This window comes from Halomonas heilongjiangensis, assembly GCF_002879645.1.
Lineage (GTDB): Bacteria > Pseudomonadota > Gammaproteobacteria > Pseudomonadales > Halomonadaceae > Halomonas > Halomonas heilongjiangensis.
This window is the reverse complement of sequence record NZ_PNRE01000002.1, coordinates 47,262-69,584: the sequence shown is the minus strand read 5'-3', so window position 1 is coordinate 69,584 and position 22,323 is coordinate 47,262. Positions and strand designations below refer to the sequence as shown.

Annotated in this window: 22 protein-coding genes; 12 read left to right on the top strand and 10 right to left on the bottom strand. The window is 66.3% G+C overall.

Going from position 1 to position 22,323, the window contains the following annotated elements:
* Window positions 1-99 precede the first annotated feature (99 nt).
* Entirely contained in the window at window positions 100-1,071 is a 972-nt protein-coding gene (locus C1H66_RS00380) for a carbohydrate kinase family protein (protein WP_102625945.1), read from the top strand.
* 185 nt (window positions 1,072-1,256) lie between these two features.
* Here C1H66_RS00380 and C1H66_RS00375 read toward each other — a convergent pair whose 3' ends face one another.
* Window positions 1,257-2,774, bottom strand: a complete 1,518-nt coding sequence (locus C1H66_RS00375) for a glycoside hydrolase family 32 protein (protein ID WP_102625944.1) — start codon at window positions 2,772-2,774, stop codon at window positions 1,257-1,259.
* A gap of 128 nt (window positions 2,775-2,902) precedes the next feature.
* Between C1H66_RS00375 and C1H66_RS00370 the strand changes: the two genes are divergently transcribed.
* From C1H66_RS00370 to C1H66_RS00345, 6 genes are read left to right on the top strand one after another with little or no spacing between them, the layout of a single operon-like run.
* Window positions 2,903-3,673, top strand: coding sequence for a FadR/GntR family transcriptional regulator (locus C1H66_RS00370; RefSeq protein ID WP_102625943.1), 771 nt, complete (start codon window positions 2,903-2,905; stop codon window positions 3,671-3,673).
* Window positions 3,670-4,818 (top strand): galactonate dehydratase, encoded by a 1,149-nt coding sequence (gene dgoD / locus C1H66_RS00365; protein WP_102625942.1) that lies wholly within the window; start codon window positions 3,670-3,672, stop codon window positions 4,816-4,818. The genes C1H66_RS00370 and dgoD overlap by 4 nt, the downstream gene beginning before the upstream one ends.
* Before the next feature lie 27 nt (window positions 4,819-4,845).
* Window positions 4,846-5,616, top strand: a complete 771-nt coding sequence (locus C1H66_RS00360) for an SDR family NAD(P)-dependent oxidoreductase (protein WP_102625941.1) — start codon at window positions 4,846-4,848, stop codon at window positions 5,614-5,616.
* Entirely contained in the window at window positions 5,613-6,593 is a 981-nt protein-coding gene (locus C1H66_RS00355) for a 2-dehydro-3-deoxygalactonokinase (protein WP_102625940.1), read from the top strand. Before C1H66_RS00360 ends, C1H66_RS00355 begins: the two co-directional genes overlap by 4 nt.
* Window positions 6,594-6,623: 30 nt before the next feature.
* The gene (locus tag C1H66_RS00350; protein WP_102625939.1) at window positions 6,624-7,235 is read left to right on the top strand and encodes a 2-dehydro-3-deoxy-6-phosphogalactonate aldolase; all 612 of its coding nucleotides are present in this window, start codon (window positions 6,624-6,626) and stop codon (window positions 7,233-7,235) included.
* Window positions 7,232-8,116, top strand: a complete 885-nt coding sequence (locus tag C1H66_RS00345; RefSeq protein WP_102625938.1) for an SMP-30/gluconolactonase/LRE family protein — start codon at window positions 7,232-7,234, stop codon at window positions 8,114-8,116. Before C1H66_RS00350 ends, C1H66_RS00345 begins: the two co-directional genes overlap by 4 nt.
* Before the next feature lie 109 nt (window positions 8,117-8,225).
* Here C1H66_RS00345 and C1H66_RS00340 read toward each other — a convergent pair whose 3' ends face one another.
* From C1H66_RS00340 to zwf, 9 genes are all read right to left on the bottom strand, one after another.
* Window positions 8,226-9,026, bottom strand: a complete 801-nt coding sequence (locus tag C1H66_RS00340; protein WP_102625937.1) for a hypothetical protein — start codon at window positions 9,024-9,026, stop codon at window positions 8,226-8,228.
* A 64-nt stretch (window positions 9,027-9,090) separates the two neighbouring features.
* Window positions 9,091-9,354, bottom strand: coding sequence for a PAAR domain-containing protein (locus C1H66_RS00335; protein WP_102625936.1), 264 nt, complete (start codon window positions 9,352-9,354; stop codon window positions 9,091-9,093).
* Window positions 9,351-10,382: a hypothetical protein gene (locus C1H66_RS00330; RefSeq protein WP_146010651.1), complete on the bottom strand. Its 1,032-nt coding sequence runs from the start codon at window positions 10,380-10,382 to the stop codon at window positions 9,351-9,353. Before C1H66_RS00330 ends, C1H66_RS00335 begins: the two co-directional genes overlap by 4 nt.
* Window positions 10,367-12,232 (bottom strand): hypothetical protein, encoded by a 1,866-nt coding sequence (locus C1H66_RS00325; RefSeq protein WP_102625934.1) that lies wholly within the window; start codon window positions 12,230-12,232, stop codon window positions 10,367-10,369. Before C1H66_RS00325 ends, C1H66_RS00330 begins: the two co-directional genes overlap by 16 nt.
* An 18-nt stretch (window positions 12,233-12,250) precedes the next feature.
* Complete coding sequence (locus C1H66_RS00320; RefSeq protein WP_102625933.1) at window positions 12,251-13,615, bottom strand: DUF4123 domain-containing protein; 1,365 nt, start codon at window positions 13,613-13,615, stop codon at window positions 12,251-12,253.
* 3 nt (window positions 13,616-13,618) lie between these two features.
* Entirely contained in the window at window positions 13,619-15,577 is a 1,959-nt protein-coding gene (locus C1H66_RS00315) for a type VI secretion system Vgr family protein (RefSeq protein WP_102625932.1), read from the bottom strand.
* Window positions 15,578-15,970: 393 nt separating this feature from the next.
* Window positions 15,971-16,645, bottom strand: a complete 675-nt coding sequence (locus C1H66_RS00310) for a bifunctional 4-hydroxy-2-oxoglutarate aldolase/2-dehydro-3-deoxy-phosphogluconate aldolase (RefSeq protein WP_102625931.1) — start codon at window positions 16,643-16,645, stop codon at window positions 15,971-15,973.
* 37 nt (window positions 16,646-16,682) lie between these two features.
* Window positions 16,683-17,360, bottom strand: a complete 678-nt coding sequence (gene pgl, locus C1H66_RS00305) for a 6-phosphogluconolactonase (RefSeq protein WP_102625930.1) — start codon at window positions 17,358-17,360, stop codon at window positions 16,683-16,685.
* A gap of 183 nt (window positions 17,361-17,543) precedes the next feature.
* A complete protein-coding gene (zwf, locus tag C1H66_RS00300; RefSeq protein WP_102625929.1) occupies window positions 17,544-19,040 on the bottom strand; it encodes a glucose-6-phosphate dehydrogenase in 1,497 nt (498 codons plus the stop codon).
* 229 nt (window positions 19,041-19,269) lie between these two features.
* Between zwf and C1H66_RS00295 the strand changes: the two genes are divergently transcribed.
* The 5 genes from C1H66_RS00295 to C1H66_RS00275 all read left to right on the top strand — a co-directional run bounded on the left by C1H66_RS00295 (window position 19,270) and on the right by C1H66_RS00275 (window position 22,317).
* Entirely contained in the window at window positions 19,270-20,124 is an 855-nt protein-coding gene (locus C1H66_RS00295; RefSeq protein WP_102625928.1) for a MurR/RpiR family transcriptional regulator, read from the top strand.
* 296 nt (window positions 20,125-20,420) lie between these two features.
* Window positions 20,421-21,035: a beta-ketoacyl synthase chain length factor gene (locus tag C1H66_RS00290; protein WP_240618164.1), complete on the top strand. Its 615-nt coding sequence runs from the start codon at window positions 20,421-20,423 to the stop codon at window positions 21,033-21,035.
* A complete protein-coding gene (locus C1H66_RS00285; RefSeq protein WP_102625926.1) occupies window positions 21,032-21,823 on the top strand; it encodes a lysophospholipid acyltransferase family protein in 792 nt (263 codons plus the stop codon). The genes C1H66_RS00290 and C1H66_RS00285 overlap by 4 nt, the downstream gene beginning before the upstream one ends.
* Window positions 21,792-22,064, top strand: a complete 273-nt coding sequence (locus tag C1H66_RS00280; RefSeq protein WP_102625925.1) for a phosphopantetheine-binding protein — start codon at window positions 21,792-21,794, stop codon at window positions 22,062-22,064. The genes C1H66_RS00285 and C1H66_RS00280 overlap by 32 nt, the downstream gene beginning before the upstream one ends.
* Window positions 22,054-22,317 carry an acyl carrier protein gene (locus C1H66_RS00275; RefSeq protein ID WP_370741334.1) on the top strand — a complete coding sequence of 88 codons (264 nt, stop codon included), beginning with the start codon at window positions 22,054-22,056 and terminating at the stop codon, window positions 22,315-22,317. The genes C1H66_RS00280 and C1H66_RS00275 overlap by 11 nt, the downstream gene beginning before the upstream one ends.
* The last annotated feature ends 6 nt before the right edge of the window (window positions 22,318-22,323 follow it).

Sequence of the window (22,323 nt, the reverse complement as noted above, 5' to 3'; positions counted from 1 at the left end):
ACTGGTTCGCCCTGCTCGAGGCCGCCCGCGGCCACGACGTGGCCTGAGCGCGGCCGACCCGACACCATCGACAACGAATCGAACAATGAGGACACCCCCATGACCCCAGTGATCGCCTTCGGCGAGGCCCTCGTCGACATGCTCTCCAGCCGCCTCGGCGACGCCGAGGGCCCCGAAACCTTCACCCCCGAAGTTTTCACCCCCTATGCCGGCGGGGCACCGGCCAATGTCGCCGTGGCCTGTGCGCGCCTGGGGGTGCCCAGCCGCTTCCTCGGCATGCTCGGCGAGGACCACTTCGGCGACTTCCTCGCCGGTGAGCTCGCCACCCACGGCGTCGACACCGGCGGCGTGGTGCGCACCCGGGAGGCGCGCACAGCGCTGGCCTTCGTCTCCCGCGACGCCCAGGGCGAGCGCACCTTCGACTTCTACCGCCCGCCGGCGGCGGACCTGCTCTACCGCCTCGAGCACCTGCCGGCCGGGGTCTTCGCCGAGCCCGCCATCGTGCACTTCTGCACCAACAGCCTGACCGAGTCGGCGATCGCCGAGACCACCCTGGCCATGGCCGAGATGGCCCGCCGCGCCGGCTGCCTGATCAGCGTCGACGCCAACCTGCGCCACAACCTCTGGGAGAACGGCACCGCCGACATCGGCCTGGTCACCCGGCTGCTCGACGCCGCCGACCTGCTCAAGCTCTCCCATGACGAGCTCGACTACCTGCGCGCCGACCATCCGGAGGATGCCTGGCTGGCCGAACGGCTCGCCGCCGGCGTCAAGCTGGCGGTGATCACCGCGGGCCCCGGCGAGGTGGCGATGAAGGGCGTCGCCCTCGACGACCGGGTCACGCCGCCAAGCGTACAGGCGGTGGATACCACGGCCGGCGGCGATGCCTTCATCGGCGGGCTGCTCGCCGAGCTCGCCGAGCACGGTATCGATGGGGGCTGGTACCAGGACACGGCCTTCCTGCATCGGGCGGTGGAGATCGCCTGCCGCTGCGGCGCCCATGCCGTGACCCGCCCCGGCGCCTACGCCGCCCTGCCCGACCGTCAGGACCTGGAACGCCTGAGACGCTGAGCCCTAAGCGTAACCGATCGGAGAAACGCCCATGCCCTATCTGGCCGACGCCTCGCGCTACGCGACCATGCACTACCTTCGACCCGGGGATCATCCACTTCGACCTGGCTAACATCTACGGGCCACCGCCGGCAGCTCCACCGGCGTGGCGCATACCCTTACCTTGGGCAATCTCCGGTGCCGGATCAAACCAGGGAATAGTACGCCATCTCCTCGACCCGGCACTCGCCCGCCTCGACCGCCAGGACCAGCGGCCGCGCCGCCGGCACAGCGAAACTCAGCTCGGTCAGGGCGAGGCGACCGCCATCGAGCAACAGTTCCAGGGAGCCGTCGTCCACCAGCCATTCCAGTTCGACGCCATGGCCGTCCAGGCGACCGACCACCTGGTCATGTGGAAAGTGGCGATCGAAGGCCTCGACGCCATTCTCCCCCCAGCGATGGTGGCGCACCCTCAGCGTCTCGGCATCGCTGGCTAGCTCGAGGGCCTGGTGATCGCCCTGCTGCAGGTCCAGTACCACCCGGCTGCCCGGCGCCAGTGCCAGCGTCATACGTCCGTAGCCGACGCGGGCACTGGCCGCCAGCAGGGTATGATGGCCGGCCGTCAGTACATGCTCCGGCACCGCGACATTCGCCGGCGCGCCGGCTAGCGCCTGCCACTCGCCGGCGAAGGCCTGACGCAGCCGCACGCCTTCGGGCGTGGCGACCAGCGAAAGTTCACGGGGGAAGCTCATGGCGCCCCGCCAGCCCGCCTCGGGGATCTGGTTGGCGTAGAGCCAGTTGTTCATCCAGGCGATGGCCAGGCGCCGGCCGTGCTCGGTGGGCACGTCCGACCAGCTCTGCACGGCGTAGAAGTCGCGCCCCTCGTCCATCAGCAGCACGGTCTCGGCGGGATGGTCGTTGTGGAAGCGCTCGCCGTCGAAGTGACCGATGAAGTACTGGGTGAAGGAGCCGAAATCGTCCTGCTCGCCGGCGCCCACGCCCACCACCAGCACCCAGCGTGTCGCCGGCTCACCCGGGGCAGGGCCCTGACATGAGCGCTCGACGGGCAGTTCGAAAAGATCGGGGCACTCCCAGGGACCATCGGTATGGTGTCCCTGCCCCGCGCCGAACTCGCTGGCCAGCCGCCAGTCGAGCAGGTTGTCGGAGAGATAGAAGCGGATGACCTGGCCGCAGGCCAGGGCCATCACCCAGCGCCGGGACGGCTCATGCCAGACCACCTTGGGGTCGCGGAAGTCCTTGAAGCCGGGGCCGGCGACGATCGGATTGCCGGCATGCTTCTGCCAGCTGCGTCCGCGGTCGCGGCTGTAGGCCAGGCACTGCTCCTGAACATAGTCCTCGGCATCGTCGGGCGATGTCCGATGCACGGTATAGAAGGCCAGCAGGCCCGGCTCGCCGGCGAACAGGCCGCTGGTATCGTCCCGGTCGACGATGGCGCTGCCCGAGAAGCACATGCCCTGCTCGTCCGGCGCCAGCGCCAGGGGCAAGTGCTCCCAGCTCACCAGATCGCGGCTCACCGCATGGCCCCAGTGCATGGGGCCCCAGACCCGCTCAAAGGGATGGTACTGGTAGAAGAGGTGGTACTCCCCATCGAAGTAGACGAGGCCATTGGGGTCGTTCATCCAGCCCTCGGGCGGGGTGAAGTGCAGTGCCGGGCGGGTGGGAGCCGGGCAGGCGGCGGCCGGCTGACGGGGCGGGCATGTCATGGCAGTTCCTTCCAGGAGCGATCTTAATCGTTTCAGATACCCTACCACGCCCGAGCCAGCACGGAACGGGGTTGCCAAAATGTCAGACATTTAATAGGCTGTCGGTATTCCCTGTCAGGAGCCGCGCCATGACCCTGAATGGCCTGCCCCACCACCGAGGCGGCGCCGAGGAGTTGGCCCGGCTGCTGGCCCGGGCGCTGCTCGCCGGCCACTGGCAGCCCGGCGACGCCTTCCCTCGCGAGCTGGATCTCTGCACCCACTTCACGGTGAGCCGCAACCAGGTGCGCAACGCCCTGGCCAGCCTTACCGCCACCGGCCTGATCGAGCGTACCGCCGGCCGCGGCACGGTGGTCCGGGCCGTCACCGACTGGCACCTGCTGGATCCACTGATGAGCGAATGGATGGTGGGGCTCGCCGATCCCGACCCCCAACTGGTACGCGAGATCTTCGCCTTCCGCTACTCGGCGGAACCGGTGGTGGCCGGGCTCGCCGCCGAGGCCGCCGCGGCCGCGGACCTCGAGCGCCTGGAGGCCGCCTTCCAGGGCATGACCCGCACCGCCAGCGAGCCCGCGGCGCGCGGCCTGCATGCCGAGTACGACGTCGCCTTCCACGACGCCATCTACCTGGCCAGCCACAACCTGGTGTGGCGCCAGATGGGCCACCTGCTGCGCCCCTCTATCATCGCCCTGATCGAGAGTTCCCAGGCCCATGTCCATCAGGAGCACGAGAGTCTGGACGACAGCCTGGCGCGCCACGGCCGGGTGCTGGAGGCGATCCGCCGCCGCGACTCGGCCGCCGCCGAGCGCGCCGCCCGCGAGGTGCTGAGGCGCACCGCCATCGACCTGGGCATCGTCGACGCGCCGGCCATTCCACACCCTGACCCTAAGGAATCCCCATGAAGATCACCCGACTCAAGACCTGGCAGGTGCCGCCGCGCTGGCTGTTCCTCAAGATCGAGACCGACGAAGGCTGCTACGGCTGGGGCGAGCCGGTCATCGAGGGCCGCGCCGCCACCGTGGAGGCCGCCGTCCATGAACTGGCCGACTACCTGGTCGGCCAGGACCCGCACCGCATCGAGCATCTCTGGAACACGATGTACCGCGCCGGTTTCTACCGCGGCGGCCCCATCCTGATGAGCGCCATCGCCGGCATCGACCAGGCGCTGTGGGACCTCAAGGGCCGCGACCTGGGGGTGCCGGTGCACCAGCTGCTGGGCGGTACGGTGCGCGACAGGATGCGCATGTACGCCTGGACCGGCGGCGACCGCCCCAGCGACGTGGGCGCCGGCGCCCGTGCGCTGGTCGAGCAGGGCTTCACCGCCTTCAAGATGAACGGCACCCCGGAACTGCAGATCGTCGATTCCCATCGCAAGGTCGACGAGGCCGTGGCCCGGGTGGCCGAGGCCCGCGATGCCGTGGGCCCCGACGTGGGCATCGGCATCGACTTCCACGGTCGGGTGCACCGCCCCATGGCCAAGGCGCTGCTGCGCGAGCTGGAGCCCTTCCACCCGATGTTCGTCGAGGAGCCGGTGGCCCCCGAGCACCTGCCGTGCCTCAAGCAGATCGCCGGCGGGCTCGGCTACCCGCTGGCCACCGGCGAGCGGCTGCACACCCGCTTCGAGTTCCGCGACCTGCTGGCCGACGGCATGATCGACATCATCCAGCCCGACCTCTCCCACTGCGGCGGCATCAGCGAGGGGCTGAAGATCGCCGCCCTGGCCTCGGCCCATGACGTGGCGCTGGCCCCCCACTGCCCGCTCGGCCCGCTGACGCTCGCCACCTCATTGCAGCTGGATGCGGTCAGCCACAACGCCTTCATCCAGGAGCAGAGCATGGGCATCCACTACAACCGCGACAACGACGTGCTCGACTACCTGGTGGACAAGTCGGCGCTGGCCATCGTGGACGGCTTCTGCGCGATTCCCCAGGGCCCGGGGCTGGGCGTGGAGATCGACGAGGCCTTCGTCGAGGAGCGCGCCAGGGTGGGCCATCGCTGGCGCAACCCGGTGTGGACCCACGAGGACGGCTCCATCGCGGAATGGTGATGAGGTGTGAAGAGTGAGGAGAACAGCATGAGTTTCGATTTCAGTGATGTAACCTTCGGCGATCTGCAGGGCCAGAGCGTCTTCATCACCGGCGGCGGCTCGGGCATCGGCGCGGCGCTGACCGAAGGCTTCCTGGCCCAGGGGGCCAGGGTGGCCTTCGTCGGCCTGAGTGACGCCAGCGAGTTCTGCGATGCCATGGAGGCCAGGTACGCCAACCGGCCGCTATTCATCGAGTGCGATATCCGCGACGTGGCGGCGCTCAAGGCCGCCATCGGCCAGGCCCGCGAGGCCCATGGCCCGATCGGCGTGCTGGTCAACAACGCCGCCCGGGACACCCGCCATTCGCTGGACGACTGGAGCGTCGAGCAGTGGGACGACGCCATCGCCACCAACCTGCGCCCGCAGTTCTTCACCGCGCAACAGGTCGCGCCGGATATGCGCGAGCTGGGTGGCGGCGCCATCATCAACCTGTCGTCCAACAGCTACCTGCTGGGCCTTTCCGGCTACCCCACCTATGTCACCGCCAAGGCCGGCATCATGGGCCTGACCCGGGCCCTGGCCCGGGAGCTCGGCCCCGACGGCGTCCGCGTCAACTGCCTGATCCCCGGCTGGGTGATGACCGAGCGCCAGAAGGAACTCTGGGTCAACGACGTCGACCTGAAGGAGTGCCTGGCCCAGCAGTGCCTCAAGGAGGCGATCCCGGTGGAGGACATGATCGGCCCCTGCCTGTTCCTCGCCTCGAAGGCATCGAAGATGATGACCGGCCAGGAGCTGGTGGTGGATGGAGGCCGGGCATGAGCCAGGCCCGTGAGATAGCCCAGCGCCTGGCCTGGGTCGGCGTGGACTGGGGCTCCAGCAACCTGCGCGCCTGGGCCCTGGACGCGCATGGCGAGGTGCTGGCCCGCGCCGGCAGCGAGCGCGGCATGCTCTCCCTGGCCCCTGCCGAGTACGAGGCCGAGCTACTGAGGGTGATCGGCAATTGGCTGCCCGCCACGGGGCGCGTGCCGGTGCGGGTGTGCGGCATGGCCGGGGCCCGCCAGGGCTGGCGCGAGGCCGTCTACCTGCCGGTGCCGACCCGCCTGGATGGCCTGGCCCGAGGTGCGGTCACGCCTCCCGTCAGTGATCCTCGCCTGGAGATCTCGCTGCTGCCGGGGCTCTGCCAGTACCCGGATGCCGACGGCCGGACCTTCGACGTGATGCGTGGCGAAGAGACCCAGCTCGCCGGCCTGGTAGCCGGCGAGCCGGGTCTCGCGGGGCTGACCTGCCTGCCCGGCACCCACGCCAAGTGGGCCCACCTCGAGGCCGGTGCGGTCACGCGTTTCAGCACCTTCCTCACCGGCGAACTGTATGGCCTGCTGGCCCGCCAGTCGGTGTTGAAGCACTCCATCGGCGACGATGACCTCGCCGAGCCGGGCTGTCGCGATGCCTTCGTCGCCGCGGTACGCGAGAGCCAGGCGGCCCCCGGCCGCTACACGGCAAGACTGTTCGGCCTGCGCGCCCAGGACCTGCTGGACGATACCCTGCCGACTGGTGAAGCCCGCGGGGCCCGGCTCGCCGCGCGCCTCTCGGGCCTCACCATCGGCCTGGAGCTGGCCGGCATGGGCGACGACCTGGCCGATGCCGGCCCCGTCACCCTGATCGGCAACGCGGCGCTCAGCCAGCGCTACGCCCTGGCCTTCGAGGCCCTGGGCCACGAGAGCCGGCACCTGGACGGCGAGGCCGCGGTACTGGCCGGCCTGGGGCTGGCACACCGCAATCTCGCCGAGCGACGCTGAGCGTACTCATCCAACCCTGGAGACTCCTGCATGCCCCTGCCCCTGATCGGCATCCTGCGTGGCGTCACCCCCTCCGAGGCGGTGGCGGTGGGCGAGGCGGTACTCGCCGCCGGCATCACCACCCTCGAGGTGCCACTCAACTCCCCCGAGCCCCTGGAGAGCATCCGGTTGCTGGCCGAGGCGCTGGGCGAGCGCGCCCTGGTGGGTGCCGGCACCGTGCTCACCCCGGCCCAGGTGCGCGACGTCCACGCCGCCGGCGGGCGGCTCGTGGTCTCGCCCAACTGCCGACCCGCGGTGATCACGGAGACCCGTCGCCTGGGGATGGCCTCCTGGCCCGGCGTGGTCACCCCCTCCGAGGCCTTCGACGCCCTGGACGCCGGGGCCTCGGGCCTCAAGCTGTTCCCCGCCGTGCAGGTCGGCCTCGCGGGCATGCAGGCGCTGCGTGCCGTGCTGCCCGCCGGCACTCGGCTCTACGCGGTGGGCGGCATCGGGGCGGACGACTTCGCCGCCTGGCGCGCCGCCGGTGTCGACGGCGCCGGCCTGGGCGGCGCCCTCTACCAACCCGGCCAATCCCCCGAGCGGGTAGGCGAACAGGCCCGGACACTCGTTACGGCCTGGCGCGCCGCGGGAGGCGAGGCATGAGCCTGCCGACCTGGACGGCCAGTCTGGCCGTGGACAGCCGCTGCGAACTCGGCGAAGGGCCCCAGTGGCACGCCGCCAGTCAGCGCTTGTATTGGTGCGATATCCTCGATGCCCGGCTGCACTGGCTGGAGGTAGCCTCCGACGCCACCGGCCATCACGAGCTCGACCATATGGTCTCGCTGGCCGCCCCGCTCGAGGATGGCGGCCTGCTGCTGGTGGGCGAGGATCGGCTGAGTCGCGTCGATCCGCACAGCGGCACGGTCGAGACCTTCTGCGACTTCGAGGCCGATAACCCGCTCACCCGCAGCAACGACGGCCGCGTCGACCGCCACGGCAGCCTGTGGCTCTCCACCATGGGCAAGGCCGTCGAGCCCGGCGCGGGCAGCCTCTACCGCCTGCATCGCGGCGAGCTGGTGAAGCTGCGCTCGGGCCTGACCATCCCCAACGCCCTCTGCTTCTCGCCCGGCGGTGAGTTCGCCTGGTTCACCGATACCCCCACCGGGGTGGTGATGCGCTGGGCGCTGGACCACCAGGGCTGGCCGGTGGGCGACCCGGCGCCCTGGGCGGACTTCTCGGCCCTCGAGGGCAACCCGGATGGCGCCGTGGTCGACAGCGAGGGCCACCTGTGGCTCGCCCTGTGGGGCGCCGGCAGGGTCGTCCGCCTGGACCACGATGGCCGCATCGTCGGCGAGGTGTGCCTACCGGTCAGCCAGCCCTCCTGCCCCGCCTTCGGCGGCAACGGCCTCGAGCGGCTCTATATCACCACCGCCCGGGAGGGGCTCCCGGCAGACCAAGTGGCTCGCGAGCCCCGGGCCGGTGGACTCTTCATGGCCACTCCCGGCATCAGGGGGCTCGCCGAGCCACCGCTGCGGCTCACCTGACAGACAAAAAAGGTTTATCGCACGTTGCCGGGAAACGCAGCAGCTCTTCACGAAGATTGGATGATGTCACAGCACCCGCAGGCTTCCGCTTAATAATCGGCCAAGTTGCTCAACGGCCATCTCGCCGGAGGCGACCCCGTTTGATCCTGATGCCCTCCCGGGGGCGGTCGGGGAACAGCCGGCACAAGGTCTCCAAGGGGGCGTCCAGGTGATCTTGCAAGCGCTGCAGCTCGACCTCCGACCACTGCTTGACCGGGGCCCACTGGAGCTTGTAGCGCTTGTTGATCACCGCCCCTTTGGGCCGGTGTGGAAATAGCCTAGACAGTTCCTCCGCGGGCAGATACCGGTGCTCCTCGAGGCACCGCAGCTCCTCGGCACTCCATGTGTCCCCTTTTACGCCGTTGCCCTGGGGCACGTAGCGGACACCCTCCGCTCTGGCCCGAAACTTGATGGCTGCTTCGGTGCGGTGGGGCAACACTCGTTTTACCTGCGGAATGCCGCCCTGAGGAAAGTTGTGCCTCAGAATGGCCAATTCCTGCCCGGTCCAGCGGGCTGTCGAAAATGCCTTCAGGCCGAATCTCTTGGCCGCATGGCGGATGGCCGTGATACTGCGATGCGGCAGGAAGCGGCGCCGAATCTCCGGTGCCTTGAGCACAGGATAGTGCCGTGCCACCAGGCGCAGCTCCTCCTCGGTCCAGGGCTGCTTCTCCGATACCGGTAGTTGCCTCTTCTTCAGCCCCAGCTTATGGGCCATGCGCCGAACCGCCCCCGGGGTGCGATGAGGAAAGTAACGTGCCTGCAGCTCGTGCAAGGTCAGGCTCAAGAAGTGGCGTTCAAGCAGGGCCAGCTCCGCCTGCGTCCATTCGCGTGGCGTGCCTTGGTTGCGCAGCCATGCCCGTACTTTTCCCATGACGGCGACTCCATTCCCAACCGTTTCGAAAACTCGCCCGGTTGGTGAAGATAGATTTAAACAACTATGGCTGAACCTTTGCCTTGCCCGAGGCGGTAATAATCTCGCCGCCGTGATTCGTCTTGCAGCCGAGGTAGGCCGTGGGCCTGCCATCGGTAGTGGAGCTACTCGCTCCTTCGATGATGGTGGCCCCGCAGCCGGTCTTGTCGCCCACCCGGGCCACAGGCTGGCCCTCTACCTCAGAGGGCGAGCCCGAGACGATTTCCGTTACGCCGTGGCCGGGGATGGGACAGCGATGCAGATCGCCTTTACGTGCTACTGGTTTCATATGCCGGTCGCCACATCCGCCACCCGCCATTCGCCGTCGCGGGTCTTGTAGAACACCACCGGAAAACTAGCGAAACGCTCACTACCGGCCGGGGGATGTTCCCAGAGTATGGGGTTGGGGCGGATACGGACTAGACGGCCGTTATCAAGAAATTCCACCTGATCTTCCTGAGGATTATCTCCCCAATATAACGGCTGCAATACCTCACCTCCCGGACCTACCCGCTCGTATCCAGCCAATCCATGTTGAGTATTTTCGATGAAGTCTCGGGCGGACTTTTCTTCGGTCAGGAGATATGCCGTTCGAGCCCAAACTGGCTCCACCTCACGAAAGATCGCTTCTGTATCGTTACGCGAGATCAATCCATGGATCTGCTGGTAGGCGTCGCGCAGCTCACGGCGCAGCTCGGGGGAGTCCTCCAGCACGACAGCCTCACGCTCCCAGTGAAAGGGAGGGATGGGATCATCGACGGTAAAGGTGATATCCAGACGGTAGCCATCCAGGGTCCAGCCGCCACCGAAGATAATGTTGTCGAACTCGGAGAGCTGCATGCGCCCGTCGCTACGCAGGTGCGGCTGTTCTAGCGCACGCTCCTCACCACCGGCAGTGAGTTCGAGATGCTCGAACTTGCCTTCCGCCTCGTTATAGCGGATGCGAATGGGGTGAATGCGCTCCCGCTCCTGGGTCGTCCATTGATAACGCTCGATCGCGATATCGATCGCTACGCCATTGTGAAGTTCATAGCGATACTCTCCCGTGTCAGGATCCTGTCCAGTCACTGGGGAAAAGAGCAGGGAGAGCGTGTTCCTTCCCGGCCTCAGGTTCATACCGATATTCGGTGAGTAATCGGCATACGCCACTTTGGCGTTGTCGCGAATAAAGATATCGTTAACCCGCAGGGACCAAGCGGAGCCCTCAGTGTGGATATAGGCGTTGTATCGATTTTCGAAATTATTAGCCATTGCCGATCCTTGCCAAACGATCATGGTCAGAAGTGTGACACTCAACAGTCTCAATAAGCTTGCCATTCGATTACCTCGGGGCTCCATATGGAATAATTCGTACCGCTAGCGGAAGCATCCGGCCGCGCCTGCGCCATCCTCTCAGCCGCCGTTTGTGATGAACCGATATGCCGTCCAACCTGCTCGAAGAGGTCGCCCGCCTGAATCTGTCCGCCGAATTCTCCGTTAAGCTCGGGGCCTGCCTGTTTGACATTGTCATCGTCATCATTGCGCACTCTTACTTCCGTATAAGCCGTTAGCGTCAACACGACGCCCTCGAACTCATAGCGACGCTGGCGCTCGCCCTCATGCATGCGCATGGCCCAGATCCAGGCGGTATGCAGCGAGCCACTGGCTCCGGCTTTGGCGCTGAATACCCACATTTTTGCCGCTATCTCAATGGCGATCTCGGCCTTGCCATTGATCTTAAGTTCTCCACCAAATAACTGCTGAATACCGGCATAGGCCGCTTCCAGATTGCCGTTGGCCGGAATCGTAATGCTCGCCCCGCTATCGATCGTATGCCGCAAGCTGCCCGTGGCGGCCATTTCCAGGTAGGCGTCCAATTTTCCCGTAACGTGTTCACCGGCCGCCATACGTGCCCGCGCCTCGCGGATGGCATTTGCTCCAGGGCCACTAAAGGTGATAGCCAGGGCATCGATGAAGTCGAGCTTGCCCGATACCCCAATGCTGAGCGTCGACTCGAGGCTGGAGACGACAAGTTTCAGGTCAGGCGTCCCCGTGACGGCGGTCAGCTCGAAGCCTTTCGGCTCGAAGGTCAACGATTTGCTGAGCTGAATGCCGGAAGCGAACTGAGTGCGATCCAACTCCTGCCGTTGCCGGTTGCCCACGGAAACATAGTGGTCCATCTTGCCGATGATGCTGGCCATGGTGCCAACGAGCCCTGGGGCCTCGCTGCCGCTATCGATCGCCTGGCCGGTGTTGGCGGAGCCACCGGCGCTGCCTTCGGCCGTCAGCTCATAGGATCCATACTGCCCGGTGAGCGTTCCCTTTGCCTCAGCGGAGGCGGAAACCCCCGCCGTCGTGAAGCCAATGCGCGTCGCCAGCTCCAGCTTTCCATCCAGCTTGGCGTACGGCAACGGAATGACTCGGCAAGGCACTCCCATCGAGGCATCCGAAAGGCACTGGAAGGGCGTGAAACTGGCCCCCTGCCTCCCTTTCACGGCCGAGGCAATGGCTAGTACGGCATCCATGGCAAACAGCGCATGCAGTACATTCTCGGGTACGTAGTTTCGCAGTGCCAGGCTGGTATTGAGTGCCTGCTGGTAGCCAGTGGCCACTTCCACCTGCTGCTCTTCGATGCGGCTTCGCCCATTGGTCAGGCCCGTCGTCTCCATTCTGGGCCGGTCATAGTGCCCGGCCTGGCAGCGCTGTCCTTCCCATTCGACCTGCACCTTGGAAAGCAGGTGCATGCCTTCCACCTCCTTGGCGACGACCAGGAGTGTAGTGGCTGCGGTACCTTGCTCGTCCGACTCGGCCATTGCCGGGGGCCAGGTAACCTTGCGAGTGCTATCGGTGCTGTCGGATATGCTCCCCGAGATTAGACAGCAGGGCTCGTTGGACTGGCATTCGACGCAAGCCGCTGCGAAATCCGGATCGAGGGTGGGACCGCTGCCCGGCTCCGGTGGGAGGGGGCTTCTGGCGAGCGGTTGCCCACCATTGCCGCCCTGCTCGACCCACCGATTGGCCCAGGTGCCCATGACGGAGTTTTCCATGTTGCTTGCTCCGTTGTCGCTCCTGCGCTGGAAGGCCTTGCCGATCTCATTCTCCAGCAAACGGCGGTCGTGGGCGCTGAAGCGCTCTCCATCCGAGGCGAGGATATAGGCGAGATCTTCTGCGGTTGGGGTATAGCTCATTCCGATTTCCTCTGCCTGCTAGGGCGACTCGATCCAGGCGCCATGTATCACGCGGGTTTGTGCTTGCTGTTTCAGGAAGTCACGCCGAATACGGCCACGCGGAATCCACTCTTCGATGAGCTTGCGCTTCTGCCATGGGAGCTTGCTGGGGTGGTTCAGAATGCCCTTGGCATCTTGATAGTCGTGGAGAAAATCCTGGCCGAACTCCAGCACGCACTTGACTAATGTCGCCACCTGTTTCCCCGAGGTCATCCCATAGCGTTGCCCCAGGCTGTCGGCGGCCTCGACCGCCGCCAGGATCTCCTCCAGCGGCGTCATGGAATAGGGTTCCGTAAGCTCCCTGGCCAGCTTGCGCTGCGCCCGGGTTTTCTGCAGCGAGCCGAAGCGGGCGAACTCGGGCTGATCGATGGCGAAGCTACGGCCAGGCGATAGCGTGTCGCGGTCGCGCTCTGTCCCTGATTCGTTCAGCGTCAGCCTCAGCAGGCGCCCCTGTACCTCCTGGGGCGTGGCGGCGAAGTGGGGCGGGTCGCTGAGGTTGGCCGCGTCGGGTACGTTCACCAGCGGCGAGAGTCCCACGATGAGCGCTTCCAGCGGCGCCATGAAGGCGGCCAGTTTCCACTGCTCCAGCGCCTGGGCCATGTCCAGCGCCACGCGTGGGTCGTAGAAGCGGAAGTAGACCGGGGCCTGGTCGTTGGCCGGGGTCCACAGCAGGGTGAACTTGCGCAGGTGGCTGCGAAGCTGCTTCAGGGTGGCGTGGGACTGCAGCAGGATGCCCCAGTGCTGGTCCTGGGGCAGGCTCTCCAGCCACTGGCGGATCTCGCTGTCGGGTTCGAGCCGTACCAGCCAGGGGGCGATGGCGCGGGTGGCGCTATCGGTGGTGGCGTAGAGGCAGGCGCTCTGGACCTCGGCGCTGCCGAGCCGTTCCATCACATCCCGGCAGTTGACGCCGTCGATCACCGCCCAGAGGGGCGCTGAGGTGGGCGTAAAGAGACCGGGCCAGGCGATGTCGTCGTAGTGTACCGGAGGCGCTGGTGGGCTGAGTTCCCCGGTCGGTGCCACGGGCGTCAGCAGGATCGGCAGCATCTCGCCGAGGGCCACCGGGGAGCGGGGCGAGGTCGTGTCCGCCAGATCCAGCAGCGTTTGCGACATGCCTTCCTTGCGAAAGCGTTGCAGCAGCGTTCGCACCGCCTCGAGCCGTCGCAGCTCGAGCCCCTCTTCCTGGAGCCGTTGCAGGAGGAGTTCCCGCATGGCGTCTTCCGACTCGGCCAATACCACCACCACCGTGACGGCCTCGTCGGCGTCTTCCGCCCAGCGTCTGGCATCGGGCGAGGTGGCGCTCAGGTAGCAGCGGCCTGTCCAGTAGTCATGAGGCGACGACGACATGCGTCAGGCCCCTTGCAGGGGACAGTGGGAGACGAAGGGGCTGCCCTCCCCCGCGGCGGCCTCCAGCACGGCGGGAATGGGCGGCAGGGCCGCCGACCCCGGCGAGGCCGAGCCGACGTTGAGATGCGGCGTGACGTCGACGCGGCCGCCCGAGACGACCAGTGCCGCACCACCCGAAACGAGGGTGATCTTGGACGCGTCGAGCACGATCTCGCCGTCGGCCTTGAGGGTGATGTCGCCACCGGCCTGGGTCTGGAAGGTGCTGCCGACGCGCAACCCGCGCTCGCCGTCGATCTTCTCGCTGAGGTTGGCCGCGACCGTGACCTCGCGATTGCCCTCGACCGTCTCGATGCGGTCGTTGGCCACGACGAGATGAGAGTCGTGGCCGATCGTGGCGGTATCGTCGTGCTCCACACGCTTCTGACGCGAATTCTCGACGTGCAGCTCCAGGTTCTTCTGGGCGTGCAGGTAGATGAATTCTTCGCCGGCCTGGTCCTCGAAGGTCAGTTCGTTGAAGCCTTCGCCCTGGTGGGTCTGGGTCTTGATCGTGGTGCGGGTCTTGTGGGCAGGCAGCAGGTGCGGCGGTGTGTTCACCGCGTGGTAGGTGCGCCCGGTGATCAGCGGCTGATCGGGATCGCCCTCCAGGAAGCTGACGACCACCTCATGGCCGATCCGCGGAATCGCGATGCTGCCGTAGCCGCCGCCGGCCCAGCCCTGGCTGACGCGAATCCAGGCACTGGCGGTCTCATCAGGCTCGGCCTCGCGGTCCCAGGGGAACTGCACCTTGACCCGGCCGTGCTCGTCACAGTAGATCTCCTCTCCCGCCGGCCCGACCACGAAGGCGACCTGGGGGCCGTCGACCCGCGGCTTGGGATTGGGCTTGGGGCGCCAGGCAATGTCGCCGGGGGCCAGTACCAGCTCGTTATGGTAGCAGGTGCCGCCGTCGCTCCCCACGGCATCCTCCTCCAGGGCCTGGGGCTGTTGGCCATGGTGCGTCACGCCGACCAGTTGCCAGTCGCGATTGAGGCTCTCGGCATCGTGGTCGATGAGATCGAAGCGAACCCCGGGAGCGAGTTCGGGGAGATCGCTCACGGCCTCGGCCGTGAGCGCCTCATGGCGCAGGGACTCGAGGCGCACACGGGTGAAGGCCTCGCCGGAGGCGTCGGCCTTGTAGCGACCGGGATAGTCGTAGTGCTCGTACCCGCGATCGGCGCCGTCCTCGGCGGCATGCTCGTGCAACTGGGCCTGATGTAACTGTGAATAGGCGGGTTGCTTGAAGGAGTAATCCTTGAGCGTGGCCGAGTCGGGTGCGACCCGGGCGAGCTGCCGCAGCTGGCGCACGTGGCGGCTGGGCGCGGTGCCGCCGGCGCGGCTGTGGTAGGTGCGCGGCCCGAGGCCGGTGAGGGCCTCGGGGGCATCGGCGAACACCAGGCGATGGCCATCTGCATGAAACTCGTGGAAGTAGAACAGCCCCTCTTCGGCGGCCAGGCGCTGGATGAAGGCCAGGTCGGTCTCGCGGTATTGCACGCAGAATTCGCGGACTTCGGGCTCGCGGGTCACCGCGAAGGCGATGTCACGCAGGCCGCGCTCCTGGCACAGGGTCTCGATGATGGCCAGCGGCGACACCTGCTGGAAGATGCGCGAGTTCTGGCGCAGCGAGAGACGCCACAGGGCGGGGCGCAACACCAGCGAGTAGAAGGTGCGGCGGTGGCCGCGATCGCCGCGACCGAACTCGCTGATCACGCCATGCACCCGGCGCAGCGGCTCGCCATCCTGCCAGATCGTGAGGCTGGCCTCGCGGTCGAGCAGCTCGACCGCATCTACGTCGCCGTTGCGGCTGGCCAGGTTGAGCGTCAATTCGAAGGGTTGGGAGAGCGCTTCGCGGTGAACGAAATCGACCACCGCAACATCCTCGACCCCGGGCAGGGTCAGGGTGAACTGCAGTCCGCTCGCGTTGGCCATAACGCCTCCCTGCGTCCGTTTCATCTGTTGCGCTCCGTGCCTCACGCCCAGCGCTGCATTAGCATTTCCTTTGCGAGGGTGAGAATACCAGTGCCTCCCGGAGGCTTCTGTCGCGATTCTCTGATCGGCTTGTAAGATTTGGCTGACAATGGGCGGAGAGATTGGATATTACCGGGATTGACGGTACTCCAACACGACCTGGTACTGGTTCCCAGCGGCTAACCGGCTCTGAGGGTCGAGACGCGTAGGATGCGCAGGGGGAAGCCTGCCTCACTTCCCTCGTTTCACGCTGACCTGCGAAGAACAAAAAAACCCCGGCCAGAGGACCGGGGGGAAAGGACAGCGACCGGCTGTCGAGAGAGCACAGGAAAAATCCGGGGCCCGCGATCGGGCTCAGTGGTGGAAGCGGTTGGCCGCCTCGCGGGCGAGCTGACGGATGCCGTTCCAGTCCTCGGCGTCCACCAGCGACTTGGGTGTCAACCAGGAGCCACCCACGCACATCACGCTCTTCAGCGCCAGGTAGTCCTCGGCGTTGTCCAGGGTGATGCCGCCGGTGGGGCAGAAACGCGCCTCGGGAATCGGGCCGGCGAAGGCCTTGAGCGCCTTGACGCCACCGCTGGCCTCGGCGGGGAAGAACTTGAAGCGCCGGTAGCCGTACTGCCAGCCCGTCATCAGCTCGGAGATGGTGGCCACACCGGGCAGCATCGGGACCGGACTGCTGACGCCGTAGCGGTAGAGCGCTTCGGTGGCGCCGGGCGTGACGATGAAGTCGGCCCCGGCCTGTTCGGCCTGGCGGTACTGGGCCGGGGTCAGCACGGTACCGGCACCGATGCTGGCCTGGGGCAACGCCTCACGCATCCGACGGATCGCCTCCAGGGCACAGTCGGTGCGCAGCGTCACCTCGAGTACCGTCAGCCCCCCCTCCACCAGGGCCGACGCCAGCGGTACGGCGTCCTCGATACGCTCGATGGTCAGCACCGGGATCACCTCGGCCTTGAGGCAGATGCTGTCGAGTTCGGTGGTGCGGGTGGACGGCAGCTGTTTGTCGATGCTTTTATCGATAGTCATGGGGTCGTTGCTCCAGATAAGCGAGGCTCCAGAGGAGTCAGGGGGCCCAGTAGATCGCCAGCGGGCAGGCCAGGAAGGCGCGGATCGGCAGTTCGCGCGTGTCGTCGCCGGAGAGCGCCCGGGCGAACACGGCGCGCTTGTCCTCGCCGGTGATGTGCAGCACATGCCGGCGCGCCTGATGCAGACGGTCGGCGCTCAGGGTGATGCGGGCCTGGGGCTGGCTCGGCGTGCGCACCGCCACCAGCGGTTCGGCGGTGGCCAGCGCCAGGTCGAGCTCGCGGCTGTCGGGGAACAGCGAGGCGGTGTGGCCGTCGCCGCCCATGCCGAGGATCACCACGCTGGCCGGCCAGGCGAGCCCCTCGAGGCGCCCGGTCACTTCACCCACGCCCTGTTCCGGGGTCGCGTCGGCGGTGGTCAGGGACACGAAGTGGGCGCGGGAGGCCGCTCCCTGCAGCAGGTGCTCGCGGACCAGCCGGGCGTTGCTGTCGGCGGAAGACTCGGGCACCCAGCGCTCGTCGGCCAGGGTCACGTCGATGCGCGACCAGGGCAGCTCGCAGGCCGCCAGCGCCTGGAAGAAGGGCACCGGCGTGGAGCCCCCGGAGACCACCAGCAGGGCGCGCTCCTGCGTCGCCAGGTCGGCGCGCAGCGCCTCGGCCACCGCCTCGGCGAGCTGGGCGGCGAGCCGCCCGCGGGGGGAGTCGGTTGTCGCACTCATCTCAGTAGTCCTCGTACCAGCTGCGGCCATCCTGGGTGATCATGGCGGTCTCGAGAGAGTCGCCACCGGTCCCCGGGGCCGGTCGCTGTTCCTTAGTAGTCTTCATACCAGCTGCGGCCATCCTGGGTGATCATGGCGGTCTTGAGAGCGTCGCCACCGGTCCCAGGGGCCGGCCGCTGTTCCTTAGTAGTCCTCGTACCAGCTACGGCCATCCTGGGTGATCATGGCGATGGAGGCCACCGGCCCCCAGGACCCGGCCGGGTAGCGGCGCGGCGCCTCGTCACGGTCCTCCCAGGCGGCGATCAGGCTGTCGCACCAGCGCCAGGCGTGCTCGACCTCGTCGCGACGCACGAAGAGGTACTGCTGGCCCTTCATCACCTCGAGCAGCAGCCGCTCGTAGGCATCGGGGATCCGCGACTTGGGGAAGGCGCTGTTGAAGTCCAGGTGCAGCGGGCCGCGGCGCAGGCGCATGCCCTTGTCCAGTCCGCTGTCCTTGGTCAGCACCTCGAGGGCGATGCCCTCTTCCGGCTGCAGGCGGATCACCAGCTTGTTGGCCGCCAGGCCGCGCTGGTCCGGGTCGAAGATGTAGTGCGGCTGCTGGCGGAAATGGATGACGATCTGCGAGAGCTTTTCCGGCATACGCTTGCCGGTGCGCAGGTAGAAGGGCACGCCGGCCCAGCGCCAGTTCTCGACACCGGTCTTCATAGCGACGAAGGACTCGGTGTGACTCTCGGTGTTGGCCCCCTCTTCCTCGAGATAGCCCGGCACGCTCTTGCCGTTGATGGTGCCGGCCACGTACTGGCCGCGCACCACGTCGCGACCGAGCATGTCGTCGGTGAAGGGCCTGAGCGCCTTGAGCACCTTGACCTTCTCGTCGCGGATGGCGTCGGCGTCGAGGTTGGCAGGCGGGTCCATGGCGATCAGGCAGACCAGTTGCAGCAGGTGGTTCTGCACCATGTCGCGCAGCTGGCCGGCCTGGTCGAAGTAGCCCCAGCGGCCCTCGATGCCGACCTGCTCGGCCACGGTGATCTCCACGTGGGAGATGTGATTCTGGTTCCACTGGGTGCCGAACAGCGGGTTGGCGAAGCGCATCGCGATCAGGTTCTGGACGGTCTCCTTGCCCAGATAGTGATCGATGCGGTAGGTGCGCGATTCGGGGAAGACGGCACCGATGGCGTCGTTGATCTCGTTGGAGGAGTCGAGATCGAAGCCGATGGGTTTCTCCACCACCACCCGACTCGCCTCGTCGAGGCTGCCACTGGCCTCGAGATGGCGACAGATGTCGCCATAGAGGCTCGCCCCCACCGCCAGGTAGACCACCATGGGTCGCTCGAGCCCCTCCTGGCGCCAGTCCCTGATCGCCGCATAGCCCTCCACGCTGGTGAAATCGAGCTGGCGGTAGTCGAGCCTCGCCAGGAAACGCTTCAGCGCCGCGCGGTCCTGCTCCTCGGCCTTGACGTAGGTCTTGAGAGCCGCCTCGACCTTGGCCTTGAAGCCATCGATATCGAGCTCCTGACGCGCCAGGCCGAGCAGCCGAGTGCGGTTGTCGAGCAGCCCTTCGCGGTCGAGCTGGTAGAGCGCCGGGAACAGCTTGCGCTGCGACAGGTCGCCGAGCGCTCCGAACAGCGCCAGGTCGATGTCCGCCCTGCCCCCCTGGCCGGACCGGGTGTGATGGCTCATGACAGCCCCCATCTGGTTAACTTAACAAAAAAATAGCCTACCAATGGGTCGAAAGGCAACTTTTTTCTGTAAACTTACAGAATAAATCACCTCACCGGAGACCCCGTTGGCCCCGAGAGGCACCAACGCGCTAGGATAGTCAGCATAATGTAGTTAAATGACTACATCACCCATCCGGCTGCAACCCTGGGGCGCCAATGCCCCCGAGTCATGGAGACCTTGCCGCATCATGGCCAGTCACGACCTGCTCGATCGCATTCGCCTACGGCTCGAGGAACTCAACCGTTCCGAGCGCAAGGTCGCCGACGTGATCCTCGCCGACCCCGGCGCCGCCACCAGCATGAGCATCGCCACCCTGGCACAGGCCGCCTCGGTGAGCGAGCCCACGGTCAACCGCTTCTGTCGCAGCTTCGATGCCAAGGGCTATCCGGACTTCAAGATCAAGCTGGCCCAGAGCCTGGCCGGCGGCACGCCCTACGTGAGCCGGGCGGTGGAGCCCGGCGACGGGGCCGCCGACTACACCCAGAAGATCTTCGGGGCGACCATCGCCGCGCTGGACGAGGCACGCCGCCAGGCCGACCCGGTGCGCATCGCGCGGGTGGTCGACTACCTGATCCAGGCCAAGCAGATCCACTTCTTCGGCCTCGGCGCCTCGGGAGCGGTGGCCCAGGATGCCCAGCACAAGTTCTTTCGCTTCAACCTGCCGGTCACCTCCTACGTGGACGTGCTGATGCAACGCATGGTCGCCGCCGCCTGCCATACCGGCGACGTGGTGGTGGTGATCTCCTGGACGGGCCGCACCCGGGAACTGGTCGACATCGCGCGCCTGGCCCGCGAGAGTGGCGCCGTGGTGCTCGGCATCACCGCACCGGACTCGCCGCTGGCCCGGGAGTGCACCGAGACCCTGGAAGTCGCCACTCCCGAGGATACCGACCACTACATGCCGATGACCTCGCGCATGATCCAGCTGGCCCTGGTCGACGTACTGGCCACCGGCGTCACCCTGCGTCGCGGCGAGGACTTCCTCCCCCATCTGAAGAAGATCAAGGACAGCCTGCAGGAGACGCGCTACCCGGCCAGATGATTCCTCACGGACGAGATACCCCAGAGAAACCTTGGCGCAACCGTTATGACGTCTTCTCTATATCAGATTTCACAGATTCCAAATAACGCATGCTGACACTGCGACTCAGCCGACCCAATCTTAATTAGCGAAGTTGAGATTATACAAGTTCTATACAAACGGTAAAAATTCGTATGATTTTGGATTGTCTGTTCAACTAAGTTAACATTGCGCCCCCTTCCACCCCGGCCGAGATGACAATAATGTCCTTCAGCTTACATCTCGAAGACTGGCGAGGCTGGCTTGTGGATGCGGCAGTGCCCCCCCCTGCCCCTCGCCATCGCATCTCGGCTCAACCGGGCAGCACCTTGCCGGCGATGCTGCGGCGGCGCCTCGATGCCACCGGGCGCGCGACCTGCGACATCCTCGGGGTCCTGGACCCGAACGCGGATTTACCGCTGGTGCACGCCTCCCGACATGGCGACACCACCCATACCCTGGAGATGCTCGAGGCACTGGAGCGCGGTGAGCCGATCTCCCCGACACGCTTTTCCATGTCGGTACACAATGCGGTCCTGGGCGTCCACTCCATCTCCCGCACTCATCATCGCCCCTTGCAGGCTCTGGGCGCCTGTGGCGATGAGTTCGACGCCATCCTGCACGAGGCGAAGGGTTATCTCGTGGAAGGTCACCGGGCCGTCGTCGCGGTGCTCTCGGAAGGACCGCTTCCCTCGGCCTACCAGGGGTACACGGAGCACCCAGGCACCGCCTGTGCCGTCGGCATGCGGCTGACGCTGGACCGGGGACGACGGCTGATGGCCTCTGATCCGGTACGCGGCGCTCATCCGACTCCTCTCGAGGTAATGGCCTGGCTGAACGGCGACGCCCCCTTCCTCGATGGCCGGCATCGGTGGCAGTTGGGGGCAGAATGAATCTGGACAGATGGTGGCGAGGACTGGGCACGGCTCTCTCCTTCCTCGCCTTCGGCATCGGCGGCCTGTTCATCGGCCTGGTGGTCGCCCCCTTGTTGAGCGTATGCGTACGCGACAGCGAGCGACGCCAGTATCTGGCAAGATGCCTGATCCAGCGCTGCTTCCGGGCTTTCATCACCCTGATGCAGGGTCTCGGTGTGCTCGATTACCACTTCGATCGCCAGGAACGACTGCAACGCCCCGGACTGCTGGTAGTAGCCAACCATCCGTCACTGATCGATGTCATTTTCCTGCTGGCCCACATGCCCCATGCCGACTGCATCGTCAAGGGACGGCTGGCCAGCAATCCCTTCACACGCGGCCCGGTCCGCGCGGCAGGCTATATCACCAACAACGAGCCCGAAGCGGTGCTGAAGGCCGCAGGCGAGAGCCTCCGGAAAGGCAATTCGCTGATTCTCTTTCCCGAGGGCACCCGCACCACGCCGCAACGGCCGATCAAGTTCAGGCGCGGTGGGGCAAACATCGCCTTGCGTACGGGAACAGCGATCACGCCGGTACTGATACGCTGTACGCCTACCACGCTGACCAAGGGCGAGCCTTGGTACCATATCCCGGCGAGCAGGGTCCGGATGGAACTGCGAGTACTCGACGACCTGCCCATCAACGACGATAACCAACAGCCGACCGGGCAGCTCGCCAGACAACTGACACATCGGCTGAGCGATCACTTCAACAGGGAACTGGAACAACGTCACCATGAGCGAGACACACGACGATCTGTCGATTGAACTCAAGCAGCTGATCATCGAGACTCTGGAACTCGAGGATGTCGCCCCTGGCGATATCGACCCCGACGCTCCGCTGTTCGGCGAGGGGTTGGGCCTCGATTCCATCGATGCCCTCGAGCTCGGCCTGGCACTGCAGAAGCGATTCGGTATCAAACTGGATGCCGAAGCCGAGGAAACCCGCCGCCATTTCTCCAACCTGAACGCCCTGAAAGCTCTGGTGGAGGCCCGCCGTGCCGATTGATACCACTACCAGTTACGCCGACGTCTACGACCACGTGCGCAAGACACTGGTCGAGTTGTTCGAACTCGAAGCGGACGATATCAAGCCCGAAGCCCGGCTCTACGAGGATCTCGACATCGACAGCATCGATGCCGTGGACCTGGTGGTCGAGCTCAAGCAGTTCACCGGGCGCCGCATCGACCCCGACGACTTCAAGGCGGTGCGCACCATCGACGACGTGGTCAAGGCTGTCGAGGGCCTGATCCAGCGCTGAGTCATG

Bases quoted from the DNA above. Each gene is read 5' to 3' on its own strand.
- C1H66_RS00380 (WP_102625945.1), top strand. From the start codon at position 100: ATGACCCCAGTGATCGCCTTCGGCGAGGCCCTCGTCGACATGCTCTCC.
- C1H66_RS00350 (WP_102625939.1), top strand. From the start codon at position 6,624: ATGCCCCTGCCCCTGATCGGCATCCTGCGTGGCGTCACCCCCTCCGAG.
- C1H66_RS00360 (WP_102625941.1), top strand. From the start codon at position 4,846: ATGAGTTTCGATTTCAGTGATGTAACCTTCGGCGATCTGCAGGGCCAG.
- C1H66_RS00285 (WP_102625926.1), top strand. From the start codon at position 21,032: ATGAATCTGGACAGATGGTGGCGAGGACTGGGCACGGCTCTCTCCTTC.
- C1H66_RS00325 (WP_102625934.1), bottom strand. From the start codon at position 12,232: ATGAGCTATACCCCAACCGCAGAAGATCTCGCCTATATCCTCGCCTCG.
- C1H66_RS00335 (WP_102625936.1), bottom strand. From the start codon at position 9,354: ATGAAACCAGTAGCACGTAAAGGCGATCTGCATCGCTGTCCCATCCCC.
- C1H66_RS00355 (WP_102625940.1), top strand. From the start codon at position 5,613: ATGAGCCAGGCCCGTGAGATAGCCCAGCGCCTGGCCTGGGTCGGCGTG.
- C1H66_RS00345 (WP_102625938.1), top strand. From the start codon at position 7,232: ATGAGCCTGCCGACCTGGACGGCCAGTCTGGCCGTGGACAGCCGCTGC.
- C1H66_RS00320 (WP_102625933.1), bottom strand. From the start codon at position 13,615: ATGTCGTCGTCGCCTCATGACTACTGGACAGGCCGCTGCTACCTGAGC.
- C1H66_RS00330 (WP_146010651.1), bottom strand. From the start codon at position 10,382: ATGGCAAGCTTATTGAGACTGTTGAGTGTCACACTTCTGACCATGATC.
- C1H66_RS00340 (WP_102625937.1), bottom strand. From the start codon at position 9,026: ATGGGAAAAGTACGGGCATGGCTGCGCAACCAAGGCACGCCACGCGAA.
- C1H66_RS00280 (WP_102625925.1), top strand. From the start codon at position 21,792: ATGAGCGAGACACACGACGATCTGTCGATTGAACTCAAGCAGCTGATC.
- pgl (WP_102625930.1), bottom strand. From the start codon at position 17,360: ATGAGTGCGACAACCGACTCCCCCCGCGGGCGGCTCGCCGCCCAGCTC.
- C1H66_RS00295 (WP_102625928.1), top strand. From the start codon at position 19,270: ATGGCCAGTCACGACCTGCTCGATCGCATTCGCCTACGGCTCGAGGAA.
- dgoD (WP_102625942.1), top strand. From the start codon at position 3,670: ATGAAGATCACCCGACTCAAGACCTGGCAGGTGCCGCCGCGCTGGCTG.
- C1H66_RS00375 (WP_102625944.1), bottom strand. From the start codon at position 2,774: ATGACATGCCCGCCCCGTCAGCCGGCCGCCGCCTGCCCGGCTCCCACC.
- C1H66_RS00310 (WP_102625931.1), bottom strand. From the start codon at position 16,645: ATGACTATCGATAAAAGCATCGACAAACAGCTGCCGTCCACCCGCACC.
- C1H66_RS00315 (WP_102625932.1), bottom strand. From the start codon at position 15,577: ATGGCCAACGCGAGCGGACTGCAGTTCACCCTGACCCTGCCCGGGGTC.
- C1H66_RS00370 (WP_102625943.1), top strand. From the start codon at position 2,903: ATGACCCTGAATGGCCTGCCCCACCACCGAGGCGGCGCCGAGGAGTTG.
- zwf (WP_102625929.1), bottom strand. From the start codon at position 19,040: ATGAGCCATCACACCCGGTCCGGCCAGGGGGGCAGGGCGGACATCGAC.